Here is a 20,121-nt window from a genome sequence, read left to right on the forward strand (position 1 = left end):
ACCTTAAGTGAGTTTTCTTTATTCTTTCAATTTTTCTTTCATTTGACTTAATACCTTTTTCTCTATTCTTGACACTTGTACCTGACTTATTCCTAGCATCTTTGCTACATTCATTTGAGTTACATCTTTGAAGTACCTTAGCATAATAATTTGTCTTGATCTTTTATCTAAAGTACTTAAAACATCTTTCAAATTCATTTTATCTGCAATTGATAAGTCTTCTTCCTCAGTAAGTTTATCCATCAAGTATATAGGCGCACCATCTTCTTGATGAATAATTTCATATAAATATTGTGGTTCAAGTGTAGCATCCATTGAAAAAACTAATTCTTCTTTAGAAATATCCATATATTCTGCTAGCTCTTGAATAGTTGGTTCTCTTTTTAAACTCTGAGTTAACTTTTCTTTTCCATAATGAATTTTTTTTGCTAGATATTTTACATTTCTGCTTACTTTAATAAATCCATCATCTCTTAAAAATCTTCTAATTTCTCCCATAATCATAGGAACAGCATATGTAGAAAATTTAACATCGTAACTCAAATCAAAATTTTGAATAGCTTTTATCAAGCCCATAGAACCTATTTGAAAAATATCATCATACTCGTAGCCCCTATTCATAAATTTTTTTGTTAATGCTGCTACTAAAGGAAGATTTATTTCAACTAATTGGTCAAGTGCTAAAGAATCACCTGCTTGGGCTTTTTTTAATAATACTAAGTTGTTATCATAATTTTTTCTTGCTTCATTATTCATAGTGCCCATTTATCAATTATATATCCCCCTTTTATCCTTCCAAAGATTTGAATTTTTTCTTCATGAGTATGGTTGTACCATCTTCTTCATCTGATAAAACTTCTAATTTATCCATAAAAGTTTCCATAACGGTAAAGCCCATTCCTGACCTTTCCAAATCTGGTCGAGATGTAAATAAAGGTTCCATTGCTTTGTCAATATCTTTTATTCCTACCCCTTTATCTTTTATCTTAATCTCAATTTCATTACCCAATATTTTCACTTCAATAGTAATAAATCCTATATTATCACCATATCCATGAATTATAGAATTAGTCACTGCTTCAGAAACTGCAGTTTTGACATCAGCTAATTCTTCTATTGTTGGGTCTAACTGAGAAATAAATGCTGCCACTGCTACCCTAGCAAAACTTTCATTTTGTGATTTGCTCAAAAATTCAACTTTCATAGTATTTTCAAACATATTTACCCCCCCGTTAAACGCTTTTAATGGCTTCATCTGAATTATTATATACTGGTATTATTTTAAACATCCCTGATAACTCAAAAACCCTTCTTACAGAGCCATTTGCATTTGATATAGACACTTTACCCTTCTTGGACAATAACTTCTTGTATCTGCCTATTACAACCCCTATACCTGAACTATCCATAAAACTGACTTCTGAAAAATCCATTACCAAATTCAAAGCATTAGTTCTTTCAATCATATCATCAAGTTTACTTCTAACTTCACTGGCACTATGATGGTCTAATTCTCCGCTTAAATGAGCTACTAAAGTATTTTTAGTATTAGTGAATTTAATATACATTTTATCCCTCCACTCTTCCTGTATTAATATAATTCTATAAATATGTTTTATTTCCTTTATTTTCTAAAAATTTTTTTAATTATTTTTATTATGTCCAATTTTGTTTGTTTTATTCCTAAAAAAATATACATTTATTCTCAAACAAAAAAAAGTAGCATAGCTACTTAAATTGAATTATTAATTATTTCTATTTCTTCATCTCCAAAGCCAAAAAACTGATTTAAATCATTCTCGTCACTAAAATCACTAAATTCATTTATAGGAATGCATAGTTTCATTAAATTATTAGGATAATATTCATACATATCCTCACCTAGTTTTTTTGTAAAACATTTAAAATAAAATTCGTAAACCTTACTGTTAAGTAGAAATAATAGATAGTCATAATTTATTGCCACATCTTCCTTCAATGACAATGCATATACATCTGCGCTAAAACATTTACCTTTATCTAAGGAAAATCTATTGTTCTTTGACTTATAAGGAAATACTATTTTTTCTTCTTGAAAAATAAATTCTTTTCTACCCCATTGAAGTTCATACCACTTTCTTTTTCCAAACTTGCATTCTCTTCGATTCATTAGTTTTTCCTTATGTTGTGCTATGTATTTCAAACAATTAGGATATAAGCTTTTATCTTCAATTTTGTCAGTATAGATTATATATTTTCCGGTAGAGTTAACTTTATTTTTTTCAATGCTTGTACTCTTAATCCATGGCATAATTATATCTTTTTCTAATTTGTTATCTTTAATTATTTCTTCATCTACTACAAATGCTTTATCTAATCCTGAAATAATTCCTTGATAGCTATAACAAATATTTGCTAAATTAGTTATGCTTTTTTCTTCTATTTTTCTAATAATTTCTCTTTCTTTTTCATCTTTTAACATCCACCCTTTGTTATTTAAAAGGTTTTTATTAATTGTAAATTCATTATATTCTTTTCCTTCATTGAGGAATACTGAATTATAAAAATTAATATTTTTTGAACCAACATTGATTTTCGGCTTTATTACATTTATGTATTCAACTGCATCACTACTATTAACAAAAAATATAATAACTGGGTCGATGCCTATATTTTTAAAGGGTCTTATTCCATAAAAATCTATTATTCTATAAATAGAACAATATTCTTTCAAAATTTTCCTTAAATCTGAACCACTTAAAGATTCCATAAAATATCTAGAAGTTATAAAAGTGATTTTACCCATTTTATTAATTACCTTTAATCCCTTTTGGAAAAAGCAATAAGAAATATCACTTTTATCTCTATAAATACTTCCATACTTATTTTTAAGCAAGTTAAAATATTCTCTTTCAATAGTCTTATGTCCTATATATGGAGGGTTTCCAATAATAAAATCAAATCTAATATCAATATCATCAATTAAAAAATCAGTGACTTTAAAATTCCCTAAATTGAGTACCCCATAAAGTTGAAAAATATCAATAATTAATATTTTAATTGAATACTCATCAATATCATATCCATAAACATTATTAGTAAGTATATGTTCTATAATAGAATACTTGGTTAGTTTCAAATCATTTTTAGTATTAATCAAATCTAGGTTTTCCAAGTAAATCTCCAACAAATACTCAATGGTAGGAATGATTATATTTCCACAACCACAGGAAGGATCTAATATTTTTAAAAAAGGATTATTTATAATTTCTTTTTTATCTACAAGATTTTTTATCATGTAATCTGCAATTGGTTTTGGTGTATAAACCACACCTTTATTTTTTCTATCTTTTAACACTTTAATGTAGTATTGTGAAAAGCTACTTTCTTTTATATCCAGGGCTTTTTTATAATTATCTATAGCAATATATTTAAAACTTATATCCATGGGTTCTTTAATAATACAATATAATTCGTTAATTACTTTTTTAAAGTTAAGTTCCATTTAATACTCTCCAATATAATAGTCTACTATAATAGTCTAAAACCAAATAGTTTTACAAATTAGTATACCATGAATATCAGTATAAAAACAAATTTATATAATTAAATCTCTTTTTCTACAAGAGTCATAATTTTTACCTTTTTCAAATTATTTTCAATTTCTATTTCTTTTATTCTATTGTTAAGTTTATCCTTTAGCTCAGTATTGTTGATTCCTGATAAATTTATTTTTACATTTAGTATAGCACTTTCAATGGCAGCATTTATAAGTATTGCAGCCACCCCTGCATCAGAAATAAGATTTTTATTACCATGTAAACAAGATATTTCTATACTAGAATATAATTCTAAAGATTTCTCAGCTAGCTGAAGAGGTACACTTAAAGAGTCGAAATAGCATTTTTGAAGTTTTTCATTTCTACTTTCTTTATCTTTTGTTGTTTCTTTGGGCATTTTATAACATTCTAACAGTTGTTGGAATGCTTTTCCATCTTCATCCATAGATTTTAATAGTAACTGATTTGCTTCTTTTGAAAATTTTGCAGCTTCCTTCACCATTTCTTTAACACTATCTTCATTTAATTCAAAACTTTTTTTATTTGTAGTTAAACTAAATACCATTCCACATAAAGCATTTCCTATAGCTGCTACTAAAGCAGCAGCACTTCCTCCACCTGGTATTGCTTCCTTTGAAGCTAATATCTCAATGTACTCTTCTATACTCATGTTTTTTTGCATTTTGTATCCCCCTTATTTCATATAAACTCATTTTATTATTCTTAATTTTTAATGTCAACAAATTTACCAAAAAATCTTAAGGATTATCCTTAAGATTTAGTGAACTTTGTTTTCTTTTGATTTTTTATTACTATGAGAAATATCCCATTTATCATAATAAACATATTCTTTTCTATCTTTTTTCTCGTAATGCTCTTTTAATTCGGCCGCTTTTCCTAGTGGAGTCATGCCTATGATTTTAAATCCTTCTGGTATTGATAAAATATCTTTTACCTTCTTTTCATCAAAGGATGCTACCCAACAAGTACCATATCCTTCCTCAGTAGCTGCCAATATAAAATGCTCCATTGCGATAGCTCCATCTACTAAATACATTTCTTTTCCATCTAAATTTCCTGAAACACTAGGTTCTCCTACCATAACAACCACCATAGGGGCTTCACGCAAAGCATTTGCCGCTTCATCCGTTCTGTTTTCTATGGCAAAAGATATTTGATTTCTTTTTTCATTATCTTCTACAATAATCATTTTATAAGAACTTTTATTCTTCCAAGATGGAGACATTAAGGCAGCATCAATCATTCTATCTAAACTATTGCAATCCACTTTGATGCTATTAAATTTTTTTGCACTTCTTCGTTGATCAATCACATTATAAAAATCCATAATTCACTCTCCTTTACTATAGTATTTTTATCAAATTGCTTATTTTTTATACAACAAAAAAAAGAGCAGATTAAATCTGCTCTTACATTGCGCCTTGTTGTTGAAATACATAGCTAAAAGTTTTCAAAATAATTTTAATATCTAAAAATAAACTATAGTTTTGTATATACTCTAAATCATAAGAAATCTTCTTCTCTAGAGGAATTTCTCCTCTACCGTTAATTTGAGCCCATCCAGTTATGCCTGGAGTCATTAATACTCTTTGTTTGTACTTTTGTGGAAAATGTTTTTCAATATCTGGTACCTCAGGTCTTGGTCCAACAATACTCATACTTCCCATAAAAACGTTAAACAATTGAGGAATTTCATCTAAACTTGTTTTTCTTAAAAAAGCCCCCAATTTTGTTACTCTTGAATCATTCCTATCTTGAATTACATAGTCCCCAATATTTGATGGTATATCTATTTTTCTTAAGCTATCTGCATTATTAACCATTGTTCTAAACTTTAGAATAGTGAAGTACTCTCCATTTTTACCTACTCTAGTTTGCTTAAATATTACATTTCCCTTAGAGTCCATTCTTATTAGTATAGGAATTACAATGAAAAATGGTAACAATATCAATATACCTACAATTGAAATACCTACATCAATACACCTTTTTATCATTAATTGAATTTCTTTTGACACAACAAAATTACTATTTATTTCTTTATTAATTTCCATCTATAAATCTCCTTTCAAACTAGGATTTATTTGTTAAAATATAAACTATATTGGCCTACAACTTTATTTTAACCTTGCTTTTAAAAATAACTCTCAATGTATAAAATATTTATCTTGTAATTTTTGTATTGTTTTTTATTAATGCATCAAAATTCAAAGAAAATGCTATATACCCCACAATAAAGCCTACACCATAACTTACATGTAAAATAGGAAATACTATACAACATAAAGGAAATAAATTAATTTCCTTTTTAGAAAGTTTAAAACTAACAATAGCATCTAAAATAAAATATAAGGACATAAATGCAAGCCATTGATAAAAGAAAATACCGCTAAAAATGCTTCCTATTAAACTTAATATATTGTAAAAAACAAATAAAGTAGGTATTATATGTCTAATTGAAGCTATTTTTTTATATTCTTTAATAATTTTAGGTTTCCAAAATCCATATTGGTAATATTGATTCCATAGATTTTTTAATGAACTTCTACTATAATACTTAGATTTAATGTCTGGTGATAACAAAATATTTAATTTGTTTTGTGTCAATCTAAAATTAAATTCAAAATCTTGAGCTCGCGTCAATTCTTCATTGAAATAACCTATTTTATGAAAAACCTCCCTTTTATAAGCACCAAAGGCCACCGTATCTACAAATTTTTCTTCTTTTGAGTATCTAAATAATGCATTCCCAACTCCAAAAGGCGAACTAGTTGATAATGAAATAGCTTTTCCTATATTAGAATCACTTACGGTTTCAATAGGCCCTCCACTACAATGAACATTATCTTTCATTAATTTTTCTACATTATTTTTTATAAAATCAAAGTGTGCTTCTGCATGTGCTCCAAAAATAACCACAATATCAGAATTTGAATTCTTTATTCCAATGTTCATAGCCTTTGGAGCTGTAATTCCAATATTGTCTAATAGTTTAATGTTATTATGTTTTTTAGTATATTCTTTTACAATCTCTCTTGTACCATCTGTAGACATACCATCACAAACCAATATTTCATATAATTCCTTATGGTAACTTTGGTTAATAAATGAATCTAAACATTTTTGAATATAGTTTTTTTCGTTTTTACATGGAATAACTACAGAAACTGTTTTATCTAATATTTTTTTAATCATTTTCTCCACCTTATTCTATATTTTCTTGTACTCTGTTATTAATTTCTACTAATGCTATTATTAAAAATAATATCAAAGTACCCGAAATTACTCCTTTGTGGTTAAGTTCACTACCAGTCATTACTGCCATAAAACTAAAAGTTACAATAGATACTAAAAAACCTCGATTATTATCATAGTATTTAATTGTTTTTAATATAGTAATAATTAATATAGATAAAAATAATAGCATTGTTAAAACACCTAAATCCACCCCTATTTGTAAAAATAAATTATGTGGATGTTCTAACATATATGGAGCAACAATCATTTTCCACCTTAAGACAGTGGGTATACTCATATAGCCTTGAACAGCAAATTCCTTATAAAGCTCTTGGAAATTACCCATTCCTGTTCCAAAAGGGTATTTTTTCATTATGATAACATCTGTAAATATAGCTTGAATTCTTGATACTGCTGATGGATTCTTCAAGAAAGTTACGCTGCCAGTACCTCTAGAAATTATAAATTCTAAAACAGGCTTCATTACAACCAACCCTAATCCACATAATACAAATAAATATTTTTTATATTTCTTACTTATCAATATTATAAAAACACTTAAAATAAAAGTTAGCCAAGCTCCCCTAGTAAAAGTAATTAGCAATCCTGTGATTTGAATTATTAAAGAAGAATATAAGAACACTTTTTCTTTTACAGTAGTTTTTTTATATAAAATCAATTCAAGCAACAATGGAGTAATTGTTATTAATATTGCTGCAAAAATATTCACATTATGATAACCAAAGGTAAGTAGTGCTCTATTTCTATTTAAACTGTCTAATGATACTCCGCCTTTAAATACTTGAAACATACCATAAATACAACTAAAGTTTAAATTCAGTATTAAAATATAGTATATTTTCTTTATATCATCTCTATTAATGACAGTTAAGCATATTAAAAAAAACATAATTGGAACCGCTACGCTTAAAAAAGTCAGTCTTATGCTTTCTTCAACATCTGGAGAAAATATAACGCTACTAAAAGCTACCACTCCAAAAGATATAACTAAGTAAACTATTTTATTTTCTTTCTTATAATAATCTTTTTTCAAAGTTAATAATATTTTTTTAAATTTAAATAAAAAGAAAATTGTAATATATATTGCTTCGAAAGTTATTTTAAAAATTCCAAAATCTACATAGCAAAACTTTCTTGCTGTCACAAGGACTGGTAGTGATAGAATAAAAAGAAGTAGCGAAATTTTTTCGTTATGGTATATCAAACCTAAAGCAATGAGAAGTAAAAAAGTTGACCCACAAAGCATTGCCAAATCCATTGAACCTAGGTTTTTATAATTTATAATAAGTAAAGCTATTGTAAAAATAAAACTCATTATAAATATTGGTTTATTTTTAAACACAAAATTCTTAATTTTAATGATCATTATAATTTAATTCTCCTTGCTTGTTCCCTCTATTTCTCAGATTCTGAAAATATATTTTTATCATATCTTATATTATTATAATATTCTTTAAAGTTTTCATTTAATATCCCTATGACCTCTTCAATTGTTTTTTCACCAATAATTGCTTCTGAAGCCAATTCAAGTGTTTTAGAATTATTTACACTTGTGACAAAAATCGATGGATCTTTAGTTTCTACTTTAAATTTATAATTATCATTGTATTCTTCATATTCATAATTTTTAAAACTGGTATCACTGATAAGAGGTGAATTAATTAAGTTTTTCGATAAAAGTTCTCTATTTACCTCTTCTGAAATAAACCAATTATATACTTCTCTTATAGCATTTTGTTCTTTTTCTGTTTTACTTACCATAGCATTATTAATACATAAAAAATTTGATCCCGTCATATAATAATATTTAACTTCATCATAATAATTAAAAACCGGAAGATTACTTATACCCAAATCAAAAGTTAAAGGAATCTCATTAGAGAAATACCATTTATCTTCAAATGAACTTATCATCATTGCTGTGTTACCAAAATAAAAATCTTTTCTTAAATCTTTTCTTCCTTTAGTAAAAAATTCTTCATCTATAAAATTAGAAGAATACATTTCATTGTATAAAGAAAGAATTCTATTTGAATTTTCAAATTCATACTTTTGGTCCTCATAATCCCAAAAGGAAGTGTATATACTTCCTGCACTTACACTAGGTTCCCCTACTGATAACTTAAAGTCTTCATAATTTGAAAATGGAAAGGCGAAAGGAACAATATCTTCATCGTATTCTTTTATTTTCTCACTATAAGACATTACTTCATCCCAAGTTCTAGGCCCTCTTTCTGGATTTAATCCAGCTTTTTTAAATATCTCTTTATTCCAAATAAACTTTACATTGTTTTCAAAAATCCTTACTCCAATAGGTGTGTCTATAAAGTATATAAAATTCTCTGGATCGAAATTGTCAAGATTTATACCGGATTTCTCCAAGTTCATTATTTGACCTTTATTTATTAATCCTAAAGATGTATAAGCCATTATATCTGGGCCTTTATCGGCGGCTAATGATAACTCCAATAAATTATTATAATCATTTCCATAGGTATTAAACATAATATATATATCATCATGATTTTGATTGAATTTTTGAATTTGATATCTTCTAGTGGACGTAGTATTGTCACCTGGTAGCCAAACTCTAACGATACTTTTATTATTTAATACACTCTCTTCAAAATCTTTTTCTGAAGATACCTTTTCATTATTTAATTTAATTTTATAAAAAGCTGATGCCATTAAAACAGCAGCAATTATAAAAAACCAAACCAGGTTTTTTATATAAGTTTTTTTCATGAAACTACAACTCCAAACTTGTTTTTAAATATTTTTTTCCAGTTCACTATAAGCATCTAGTAGAGTTTTTTCAACAATACTCCAACTATATTTTTTTACAACTACTTCATTGCCTTTAAAAGCCATTTCCTTAGTTTTTTCTCTTTTTTCACCTAAGGATATTATTGCATCAGCAATACTTTTTTCATCTATGGGATTAACTAAGACACCACATTGTGCATCTTCTACAATTTTTCTCATCATTGGAAAATCACTAGCGATAATAGCCGTTGTCGAAATCATATATTCAAATAACTTGATAGGTTCAGAATTTATGTATCTCCAATTGTTAGGTTGAAGAATCACAAATCCTACATCGGATTTTTTTAAGTAACTAAAAACTTTTAAATGCGGAACTTTACCAGTAAAAACAATATCTTTGTCATTTAAATTTTTCTTTAAATAACTTTCTATTTTCACTTTAACTTCTTCTGTTTCAAAAGCACCCACAAAAACAAATTTATAATCTTTATCAACCAACTCTATGGCCTCTAATATTTTCAAAATTCCTCTATCTTCTCTTATACCACCCACATAAATAAATGTAGGCTTTTCACTGTATTCTTTTGATACAGACTCCATATTAGGATAGTTAGGAATTAAAGCAACATTTTTATTATATCTTTTAAATTTATCCACCAAAATATCATTTACCGAAATTATATAATCCGCTTTCTTGCACATAATTTTTTCATACAAATAAATTGTTTTTGTCACAAATGTTTTACCAACTGGAAAGTGCTCTGCAAAAGCTTCTGGATGATATTCATGAGAATCAAAAATCGCTTTTGAATTTAATCTTTTCTTTAACTTTAATGCAACTTGAAAAGAATCTGGTTCATGTGCATGATATACATCAGCATTGATATTAAAAGCTAAATCAAACATTTCTTTCATGGGTCTAAATCTATCATACCAAGCTTTTCTTTTCTTAAAGCATTTAACAATTATTCCTTGCTCTGTGATAAAATCTTTTTCACCTGGAGCCACCATATATATCTCACTATATATTTTTTTAAGAGATAAAATTTCTTTAAAATAAATTCTATTATCAAAAACATCATGTCCAGATGTTAAAATACATATTTTCATCTTTACTCCTTTAATAAACTCAATAAGAATCTATTTTCTATTGATTTTCTAATAATTGATCTACAGGTACATCTCTAAAATATTTTGCCGGTGATCCTTTAACTATTTTAGCTTTTGCCACATCTTTAGTAACTATACTTCCAGCTGCTGCAAAACCATCTTCATTTATAGTAACACCTGGCAGAATAACAGCTCCTGCGCCTATTCTTGCACCTTTTTTTATTGTTACTCCTTTAAAATGCTTGAATCGTTCTTTAGATCTTGCTGCATAATTATCATTTGATGTAACCACACAAGGTCCTATAAATACATAATCCTCCACAACAGAGTAAGCTGTTAGGTATACATTTGTTTGTATCTTGCAATTCATACCAACTGTGCAAAAATTCTCTATGGTTGCTCCCTTACCTATAATAGTTTTTTCTTTAATAGAAACATCTTCTCTTATAACTGCTTGATCCGCTACCAAAGTATTATTACCTATAGTACATCCACAATAAATAATTACTCCTGCTCCTATAAGACACTGGTCTTTAATTAAAGCTCCTTCATACTCTTTATCATCTTTAAAAATTGAGGTTACAGCTCTCATAGGCTTTTTGCCTATTACTGAATTATCATCTATACGCACATTATTGCCAATGTTGCTTCCAGAATGAATCACTACATTGTTTCCAATCAAACAATTTTCTCCTATTTGCACATTATCTTCTATTACTGCAAATTTGCCTACACTGACATTACTACCTAAAACAGCTTTTTCAGAAATATAATTCATTTGTAACCTCCATAATAGTATACTTAATAATTTTATTTAAACTAAGTTTCACAGTGGGATCCCTATAGATATTGCTTTTTTCATTTCTTCGGTTGAAAATTCATTAAAAGGAAATTGTACTGGCATTCCTGTTACCCTTGATTTATAAGCCGCAAGAATTATAGACATTGCTTTCTTTCCTTCTTCACCTGATACAAGAGGACTTCTGTTATCTTTTATAGCTTCTATCATATCTTTAAATAAAGGACTATGTCCATCCCCGTAAACAGAGTCTGGATCTGCTTCTAAATCACTTGTTACTTCTTCTTCAGAATCTAATTTATCAGCAAATCTCCAGTTTTCAATTCTATTTACAGCTAAACCACCAATAACTACTGTTCCTTTTTCACCAAAAATACTTAATGTTTCTTCTAGATTTTTAGGATATACACAAGCTGAACCCTCAATTATTCCAATAGATCCATTCTTAAACTTTACCATTATAGCTCCAAAATCTTCTGCTTCAATATTTCTCATATAAGTATCACTCATAGAAAATACAGTTTCAATTTCTCCAGCCATCATCCATTGAAGTAAATCAATATCATGGATACATTGGTTCATTAAAGTTCCGCCATCTAATTCCCAAGTTCCTCTCCAAGGAGCTTGAATATAATAATTCTCATTTCTATTCCATAAAATTCGTGCAGTTCCATTAATCAATTTTCCAAATCTTTCTTCTTCAATAGCTTTTCTAAGTTTTTGTATTGGCTTATTAAATCTATTTTGATGGCATACACATAACTTCACATTCATTTTCTTTGCTTTAGCTATCATTTTATCTGCATCTTCTATAGATAATGCCATTGGTTTCTCAACTATTACATGCTTTCCTTCATTCATACAGTTTATTGCTATTTCAGTGTGATATCCGCTTTCTGTGGCAATAGTTACAATATGAATGTCTTCATTAGCTAGCATTTCTTTGTAATCTTCATAAACATTAACTTCATGATTTTCTAAAGATTTAGAACAATATTCCTTTTTCTTATCTGTAGCTTTATTCAAATCCACATCACATACAGCAACAAGCTTGCAGTCATGATTGTTTTTTAAAATTCCTTCGATGTGTTTATAAGATATTCTGCCACACCCAATAATAGCAAAATTCAATTTATTCATATTAGCACCTCATTATAATTTAACAATTTTACTTCTATTATTTTTAACATCTTTTGATGCATTTCTTGTGTCATAAAAAATCTTAGATTTTTCAACTATTGTCTCATAATCATATTGAGAGTGATCTGTTGTTATTACAACTATATCTGATGATTCAATCTCATTTTCCCATTCTACAGATATATATTCTTTTCCTTTATGATTAAACTTAGGCACAAAAGGATCATTATATGATACACTTGCTCCACTGTCTTCTAATAACTCAAGAATTTTCAAAGCTGGCGATTCCCTCATATCATCTATATCTTTCTTATAGGCAATACCAACCAATAAAACCTTTGCTCCATTTAAAGCCTTTTTATCCCCATTTAATAATTTCATCATAGTATCAACAACAAATTGCGGCATTGAATCATTAATTTCGCCTGCTGTTTCTATAAGTCTTGTATGATAATCATATTCTCTAGCTTTATAAGTTAAGTAAAATGGATCTAAAGGAATGCAATGTCCACCTAGTCCAGGACCTGGATAAAAGGCCATATAGCCATAAGGCTTAGTTTTAGCTGCATCAATAACTTCCCAAATATCTATACCCATTTTTTTACATAAAATAGCCATTTCATTAGCTAAACCTATATTAATATGTCTAAAAGTATTTTCAAGAATTTTTTCCATTTCAGCTACCGCTGGTGATGATACACAATGAATCTCACCTTCTAAAACATTTCTATATAAAGCAGCTGCAATTTCAGTACACTCTTCTGTACATCCACCCACTACTTTAGGGGTATTCTTTGTTTTAAATTGCTTATTACCTGGGTCTACTCTCTCTGGAGAAAATGCTAAATAAAAATCAACTCCACATTTTAAACCTGTTTCTTCTAATATAGGCTTAATTATCTCTTCAGTTGTTCCAGGATAAGTTGTGCTTTCTAAAACTACTAACATGCCTTCATGAAGGTATTTAGCAATCTCACGAGTAGAATCAACTACATAAGAAACATCGGGTTGTTTAAATTTATCAAGTGGTGTAGGTACTGCTATAGCTATTGCATCCACATCTTTTACAAAAGAAAAATCCGTAGTTGCTTTCAATAATCCTTGTTTAACTAAGTCTTCTAAATCTTTATCAATAATATCCCCTATATAATTATGGCCTTCATTTACCATATTAACTTTTTCTTCTTGTATATCAAATCCAATTACATTATATCCTGCCTTAGCTTTTTCTACTGATAAAGGTAATCCCACATAACCTAATCCAACAACTCCCAATACAGCAGTTCTATCCTCAATCTTTTTTAATAATATATTTTTATCAAACATTATAAACAACTCCTCATTTAATTTCACACTGTTGTAATATTATTTTCTCCAATTAATCTAATATAATTCCATTTTTTACTAAGATGTTTTTTTCATCATTTGCTCATAAACATTCTTAACTTTATCAGCACTATTTTTCCAACTGAAATTTTCTTCCACAGTTGTTTTGCCTTTATTACCTATCTTTACTGCTTCATCTTTATTCTCAATTAAAAATTCTATTTGTTCTCTTAAATCTTCAGCATCACTAGGTAAAACTAGCATTCCATTCTCTTTATGTTTAATTGCATCTTCTATGCCTTCCCCCTTAACTCCAATGGAAGGTTTTCCATGATACATAGCTTCTAAATAAGCTATTCCAAAACCTTCTTTCCAACTTGGCAAAGAAAATATATCGCAAATCTCCAAATAACCCATAACCTGATTATTCTCTAATTTACCTAAAAATCTAACTTGATTATCAACGCCTAAACTAGCAACTAATTTTTTCAAATTTTCTTTCTCTGGTCCGTCACCAATAATCCAATATATTATATTCGGGAACTTATCTTTTAATTTTGCTATAGATTCAATATTTAAATGAGTCCCTTTTGATTTATATAAATTACATACACTTAATATAAGAATTGAATTTTTAGGCTTTTGAATAAGGGATTCTCCTTTATATTCACATTGCTTCATATCAATTCCATTATGTATAACTGTAGCTTTGCAAATAAAATCTTCATTTATAATCACTTTTCTAAGTTTTTCACTAACTAATAATATTTTATCTACATTTCTAAATACTCTAAAAATATTATCTTTATATTTTTTTCCTCTATTTAAAGTCACCTGCAAGTCTTGACCATGAATGGTAACTACATGAGGTAACTTAAGTTTTTTATTAATAATCATAGAAGCAAATCCATCTGGTAACGCCACATGTGAGTGAATTAAATCAAATTTATGTTTATTATTTAATTTATTCACAAGTCCATGAATGCCTTTATACATAAAATAACCAGATTTATCAAATAAAATTCCTTTTGGAAAAGTAACATATCTGGGATAATAAACTTCTATATCATCCATAATAATTTTTTTAGGGATAAGGGAATATTTATTCCACTTTTTACTCAGCTTATTTAAAGGAAAAATAGATAAAGGAACTGGCGACACCACCACTATTTCACATCCATTTTTTTTTAATTCCTGCACAGATTTATGAACAAAAATTCCATTTATTTCATTAAAATTAGATGGGTACATATGAGATATAACTAATACTTTCATTAAAAGACCCCTTCTATTTTCTAATTAAAATATTCCTTAATTGCTTCTACAACATATTTTTGTTGTTCAAGGGATATTTCTGGATATAATGGTAAAGCAAAAGTTTTTTTGCAAGCATCCTCTGCAACAGGAAAATCGCCCACTTTATGATTTAAATGTTCATAAACTTCTTGAAAATGAACTGGTATAGGATAATAAACCCCAGTTGAAATACCTTTTTGCTTTAATTCCTCTATAATTTTATCTCTATCATAATGTTGAATTGAATACATATGATAAACATGTTTACAATCTTCATTCATAAAAGGTAATTGAATCTGTTGCTCTTTTAATAAATCATTATATATTTGTGCTTTCTCATTTCTTAAGTCATTCCATTTTGTTATGTATTTTAATTTAACTCTCAATACTGCCGCTTGTATTTCATCAAGCCTGCTGTTGTGTCCTATTAAGCTATGAACATACTTTTTAGCACTTCCATGAACTCTTAATAGCTTAAGTTTTTCATTTATTTCAGAATCATTAGTTACAATCATACCACCATCGCCATATCCCCCCAAATTTTTTGTTGGGAAAAAGGAATAGCATCCTACATGACCTATAGACCCTGCTTTTTTACCTTTATATTCTGCTCCTATGGCTTGACAAGCATCTTCAATAACAATCAAATTATGTTTTTCCGCAATTTCCATTATTCTATCCATATCACACATTTGGCCAAAAATATGTACTGGTATAATAGCTTTTGTTCTTGAAGTTATTTTCTCTTCTATTTTATCCGGATCTATACATAATGTTTTTTCATCTATATCTGCAAAAACAGGTGTTGCACCCACAACTGAAGTTGTTTCCGCTGAAGCGAAAAAAGTAAATGGAGTAGTTATAACTTCATCATTTTCTTTTATTCCATAAGCTTTTAAAGTTAACATAAGAGCATCTGTGCCGTTTGCTACGCCTATTCCGTATTTAACTCCAGTAAATTCTGCAATCTCTTCTTCTAGTTTTTTAACATTAGGTCCCATAACGAAATGAGTAGACACTAATACATCCTTTATTGCTTTATCAACTTCCTCTTCTATTGTTTGGTACTGAGCTTTTAAATCTAATAAATCCACTTTCATAATTTTAATCATCTTCCCTTTCTTAAAACTTAATACTATAAACTTTTCATATAATTTTCTATTTGAACTAAAATCTCATCCTTAGAATCAATTTTTTTAGCCATTTTTAAATGAATATTTGCATTTTCCATATCTCCTGAATTTATGTAGCACATAATCAGATTGGTACATATTTCAATAGATCCAGTTACTTCAAAGGCTTTTCTTAAATAATATATAGCTTTTTCATAATCTAAAATTGCTGCATAATTTATACCTAGTTCATTAAATACTTCTGGAAAATTACTATCTAAATTCACACTTTCATTTAAATAAAAAATAGCTTTTTCATAATTTTCTAAATTTCTATAAGCAACCGCTATATAATAAAAAATACTTGCATTATCTGCCATTTCATTGACTAAAGCTAATAACTTATTTAAAGCTTCACTAGGAGCTTCATAAATTAATTGTTTTCCTTCTTCATACTCTACAATTCTTTTCAATGAATTCTTCACATCTGATATTTCATTTGTTTCTTCTCCACCCAAAGATAAGTATTGGTTTATTGAAAATAAAGCTTCTTCGTATTTTTTATCTTCTTTTTTTATTTGAGCTTCGTATAAATAAGGAATAGAGAAATTTTCATGTTGTTTTGACAATTCAATTGATTTTAGTAACTCTTCTTTATAATCTTTGTCTTCCATGGTTAATGTATTTAATAAAGATAATAACTTTTCATAATTTTCTTTAGAATCTTCAATCTTTATTAATCCATTTAATAATATATAGGCTTCTTCAAGATTGTTTAATTTAACTGACTCTGCAATTTTACCCTTAATGAAAGGAATACTTTTAGGTGTAGCACTTATTAATCGAATATAATCTTCATTATATTTAAATTCTTCATCAATACCTATAACTTTAAACATTCCTTCTATGAAAATACCAACTGGTATTCTATCTATATTCTTTCCTTTATTTATATCTTCTACTAAGGATTCTGTCCCTATGGGCATATAAATATTCTCTTTTAAATCTATATTAAAAAGTGATTTTACTCTTTCATTATCTAAAGTAATAAATAAAACATTTTTTAATTTTTCTTTCAACTTAGCTTTTAAACTCATTTTTCCTCCTAAATGTAAATCTTTTATTTTTCTTTATCATTATAGTTTATTCACTTCAAAAAGTCTGTTTATTGAATAAGTTTTTACAAAAAGTTTATAGCCGCAAAATTTGCGGCTATAATGATTTATAGTATTTAATTATTAATTCAACGCTTCCTCAATTATTTTCATAACATTTGTTTTGAATTCTTCTGTCTTAATTTTAGCATCTTCCTCACTTTTACCAACAACTGACAAATAAATTTTCATTTTAGGTTCTGTACCAGAAGGTCTAACAACAAACCAAGATCCATCCTCTAAAATAAATTTTAACACGTTAGATTTCGGAAGATTAATTACATTCTCTGTCATTGCAATTAAATCTTTTTCAACTGAAATTTGATAATCCATTTTTTGTGTGATTTTTACTCCGTTTACATTAGCTTTCATTGAGTGTCTTAAACTTTGAAGTGCATTTGCAATTTTTTCTTGACCTTCTTTACCTTCAAGGCTTATTGAAACTAAGCTTTCTTTATAGTAACCATATTCTTTATACATATCCATTAAAGCATCATAAAGACTTAATCCAATAGATTTATAATATAAAGTCATTTCAGAAATAAGCATAGCTGCTATAACTGCATCTTTATCTCTAACAAAATCTCCGGATAAGTATCCATAACTTTCTTCAAATCCAAATAAGAAAGTTTTATCCTTATTAGTTTCAAATTCTTTTATCTTCTCACCTATATATTTAAATCCAGTAAGAACATTAATTAATTCAACATTAAACTTTTCAGCAACCTTTGCAGCTAATTCAGTTGTTACAATAGTTTTTATAACTGCTGGGTTTTCAGGAAGTATTTCAAGTTCAGTTAATGAAGATAAAATATAGTTAGTAAGCAAAGCTCCCATTTGGTTACCAGATAAAACTCTATATTCACCAGCACTGTCAAGTACAACTGCACCAATTCTATCACAATCCGGATCTGTTCCAAATATAATATCAGGTTTTATTTCTTTTGCCATTTCCATTGCAATGCTAAAAACCTGTGGTTCTTCTGGATTAGGATATGACGCAGTTGGGAAATTACCATCTGGCATTTCTTGTTCCTTTACTACTATAACATTTTCGTATCCTAATTCACTTAAAACTCTTCTAACCGGAACATTACCTGAACCATGAATTGGAGTATAAATAATTTTTAAATCTTTTGCTGATTTTTCAATTAAATCTTTTCTTATGGAAAGTTTTTTTACTTTATCTATATATAATTTATCTACTTCTTCTCCAATAATATTAAGTAAAGATTTTTCTTTTGCTTCACTTTCTTCTATTGTTTTAATTTCCGAAAAATCTTTTATATCATTTACAAATCCTATGATTTTTTCAGCCGCTTCATCTGTAACTTGTCCGCCATCATTCCCATAAACTTTATATCCATTATATTGTTTAGGGTTATGAGATGCTGTTACAACAATTCCTGCATGAGATTTAAGTTCTCTAACTGTATAAGATAAAACTGGGGTTGGTCTCAAACTCTCAAATAAATTTACTTTTATTCCATTAGCACATAAAGTCAAAGCAGCACTTTTAGCAAATTCATCTGACATATTTCTAGAGTCGCATGCAATGCTTACTGAGATTTCTTCATCTTTATATGTATCCAACAAATAATTTGCTAATCCTTGTGTAGCTTTGTTTACAGTATAAATATTCAACCTATTAGATCCTGCCCCTATAACCCCTCTTAATCCACCAGTTCCAAAATCAAGATCTTTGTAGAATCTATCTTCTAATTCTTTTTCATCCTTAATAGCTTTAAGCTCATTTTTAGTACCCTCATCAATTAAACTTGAATTAATCCACTCTTCATATTTCATTTTGTAATTCATTTTTTCTCCCCCTATCTAAATTTTATAGAGTTATTATACTATAAATTGGTAATACGATACAATGTTTTTCTAAAATTCATTTTCTAGCAAAGAAAAAAATGGCTATTTTTAAGCCATTTCTTCTTTTTTTACTGCTTTTTCTTCATCTTTCACAATACTTTTTATTTCCTTTGAAGTATCATTAACTTCCTCTTCAACTTTGTTATTGATATAATTAACAGAAAAAAGAACAGAATCCAAATCTAAATTAAATGAAATTTCCTCAGCAACTTCTAAATCAGCCACCCTAAAAACATCTCCAACATTTAATGTTGAGGCATCAACATTAAATGACTTAGGAATATTATCAGCAGTACATTTTATTTTAACTGAATCTCGCTCCCTTTGAAGAATTCCACCTTTACTTACTACAGATCCTTCACCCGAAATCACTATAGGTACTTCAGTTTGAATTTTATCTTTTGAACTTACTTCCTGTAAATCTATATGTATAAGCTGATGAGTAACAGGTTCTTTCTGAATTTCTTTAATGAATGCAGTATGAATATCACCGCTTATATCAACTTTAAGAAATGCATGCTGTCCTTGAGTTGCTATTTCTTTACTAATTTCTTGCTTATCCATAGAAATTAAAACGCCTTTATTTCCATGTCCATATATAATACCAGGTAACTTACCATCATTTCTTTCTCTTTTTGCACTATGATGTGCAGTTTTAGTTCTTTGTTCGCATTTAATAGTTTCCATATAAACCCTCCTTTACTTTTGTTATTATTAACAAA

19 protein-coding genes are annotated in these 20,121 nt (G+C 28.0%); all 19 read right to left on the minus strand.

Going from position 1 to position 20,121, the window contains the following annotated elements; translation table 11 throughout:
- Nucleotides 1–18: 18 nt before the first annotated feature.
- The 19 genes from sigF to BUB83_RS04980 all read right to left on the minus strand — a co-directional run bounded on the left by sigF (nt 19) and on the right by BUB83_RS04980 (nt 20,086).
- Entirely contained in the window at nt 19–765 is a 747-nt protein-coding gene (gene sigF, locus BUB83_RS04890) for an RNA polymerase sporulation sigma factor SigF (RefSeq protein WP_073337327.1), read from the minus strand.
- A 22-nt stretch (nt 766–787) separates the two neighbouring features.
- Nucleotides 788–1,219 carry an anti-sigma F factor gene (gene spoIIAB / locus BUB83_RS04895; protein WP_073337328.1) on the minus strand — a complete coding sequence of 144 codons (432 nt, stop codon included), beginning with the start codon at nt 1,217–1,219 and terminating at the stop codon, nt 788–790.
- A gap of 13 nt (nt 1,220–1,232) precedes the next feature.
- Nucleotides 1,233–1,568: an anti-sigma F factor antagonist gene (gene spoIIAA, locus BUB83_RS04900; RefSeq protein ID WP_073337329.1), complete on the minus strand. Its 336-nt coding sequence runs from the start codon at nt 1,566–1,568 to the stop codon at nt 1,233–1,235.
- 164 nt (nt 1,569–1,732) lie between these two features.
- Entirely contained in the window at nt 1,733–3,484 is a 1,752-nt protein-coding gene (locus tag BUB83_RS04905; protein WP_073337330.1) for an Eco57I restriction-modification methylase domain-containing protein, read from the minus strand.
- A gap of 101 nt (nt 3,485–3,585) precedes the next feature.
- The gene (locus BUB83_RS04910; RefSeq protein ID WP_073337331.1) at nt 3,586–4,221 is read right to left on the minus strand and encodes a cyclodeaminase/cyclohydrolase family protein; all 636 of its coding nucleotides are present in this window, start codon (nt 4,219–4,221) and stop codon (nt 3,586–3,588) included.
- A 96-nt stretch (nt 4,222–4,317) separates the two neighbouring features.
- Nucleotides 4,318–4,887: a nitroreductase family protein gene (locus tag BUB83_RS04915; RefSeq protein WP_073337332.1), complete on the minus strand. Its 570-nt coding sequence runs from the start codon at nt 4,885–4,887 to the stop codon at nt 4,318–4,320.
- A gap of 82 nt (nt 4,888–4,969) precedes the next feature.
- Nucleotides 4,970–5,614 (minus strand): sugar transferase, encoded by a 645-nt coding sequence (locus BUB83_RS04920; protein ID WP_073337333.1) that lies wholly within the window; start codon nt 5,612–5,614, stop codon nt 4,970–4,972.
- 109 nt (nt 5,615–5,723) lie between these two features.
- Nucleotides 5,724–6,755, minus strand: coding sequence for a glycosyltransferase family 2 protein (locus BUB83_RS04925; RefSeq protein ID WP_073337334.1), 1,032 nt, complete (start codon nt 6,753–6,755; stop codon nt 5,724–5,726).
- A gap of 10 nt (nt 6,756–6,765) precedes the next feature.
- A complete protein-coding gene (locus BUB83_RS04930; protein ID WP_073337335.1) occupies nt 6,766–8,184 on the minus strand; it encodes an O-antigen ligase family protein in 1,419 nt (472 codons plus the stop codon).
- Nucleotides 8,185–8,213: 29 nt separating this feature from the next.
- Complete coding sequence (locus BUB83_RS04935) at nt 8,214–9,563, minus strand: ABC transporter substrate-binding protein (RefSeq protein ID WP_073337336.1); 1,350 nt, start codon at nt 9,561–9,563, stop codon at nt 8,214–8,216.
- A 24-nt stretch (nt 9,564–9,587) separates the two neighbouring features.
- Nucleotides 9,588–10,694, minus strand: coding sequence for a glycosyltransferase family 4 protein (locus BUB83_RS04940; RefSeq protein ID WP_073337337.1), 1,107 nt, complete (start codon nt 10,692–10,694; stop codon nt 9,588–9,590).
- 37 nt (nt 10,695–10,731) lie between these two features.
- The gene (locus BUB83_RS04945; RefSeq protein WP_073337338.1) at nt 10,732–11,472 is read right to left on the minus strand and encodes an N-acetyltransferase; all 741 of its coding nucleotides are present in this window, start codon (nt 11,470–11,472) and stop codon (nt 10,732–10,734) included.
- 48 nt (nt 11,473–11,520) lie between these two features.
- Nucleotides 11,521–12,633 (minus strand): Gfo/Idh/MocA family protein, encoded by a 1,113-nt coding sequence (locus BUB83_RS04950; RefSeq protein ID WP_073337339.1) that lies wholly within the window; start codon nt 12,631–12,633, stop codon nt 11,521–11,523.
- A gap of 12 nt (nt 12,634–12,645) precedes the next feature.
- Nucleotides 12,646–13,959, minus strand: coding sequence for a nucleotide sugar dehydrogenase (locus tag BUB83_RS04955; RefSeq protein WP_073337340.1), 1,314 nt, complete (start codon nt 13,957–13,959; stop codon nt 12,646–12,648).
- A gap of 78 nt (nt 13,960–14,037) precedes the next feature.
- Nucleotides 14,038–15,234 carry a glycosyltransferase gene (locus BUB83_RS04960; RefSeq protein WP_073337341.1) on the minus strand — a complete coding sequence of 399 codons (1,197 nt, stop codon included), beginning with the start codon at nt 15,232–15,234 and terminating at the stop codon, nt 14,038–14,040.
- 20 nt (nt 15,235–15,254) lie between these two features.
- Nucleotides 15,255–16,355 (minus strand): DegT/DnrJ/EryC1/StrS family aminotransferase, encoded by a 1,101-nt coding sequence (locus tag BUB83_RS04965; RefSeq protein ID WP_073337342.1) that lies wholly within the window; start codon nt 16,353–16,355, stop codon nt 15,255–15,257.
- 35 nt (nt 16,356–16,390) lie between these two features.
- Nucleotides 16,391–17,464 carry a tetratricopeptide repeat protein gene (locus BUB83_RS04970; protein WP_073337343.1) on the minus strand — a complete coding sequence of 358 codons (1,074 nt, stop codon included), beginning with the start codon at nt 17,462–17,464 and terminating at the stop codon, nt 16,391–16,393.
- Nucleotides 17,465–17,605: 141 nt separating this feature from the next.
- The gene (locus BUB83_RS04975) at nt 17,606–19,339 is read right to left on the minus strand and encodes a phospho-sugar mutase (RefSeq protein ID WP_073337344.1); all 1,734 of its coding nucleotides are present in this window, start codon (nt 19,337–19,339) and stop codon (nt 17,606–17,608) included.
- Nucleotides 19,340–19,447: 108 nt separating this feature from the next.
- On the minus strand, nt 19,448–20,086 hold the full coding sequence (locus BUB83_RS04980) for a 50S ribosomal protein L25 (protein WP_073337345.1): 639 nt from the start codon (nt 20,084–20,086) through the stop codon (nt 19,448–19,450).
- Between the last annotated feature and the right edge of the window lie 35 nt (nt 20,087–20,121).

The sequence above is a fragment of the Clostridium grantii DSM 8605 genome, from assembly GCF_900129965.1.
GTDB lineage: Bacteria > Bacillota > Clostridia > Clostridiales > Clostridiaceae > Clostridium_AF > Clostridium_AF grantii.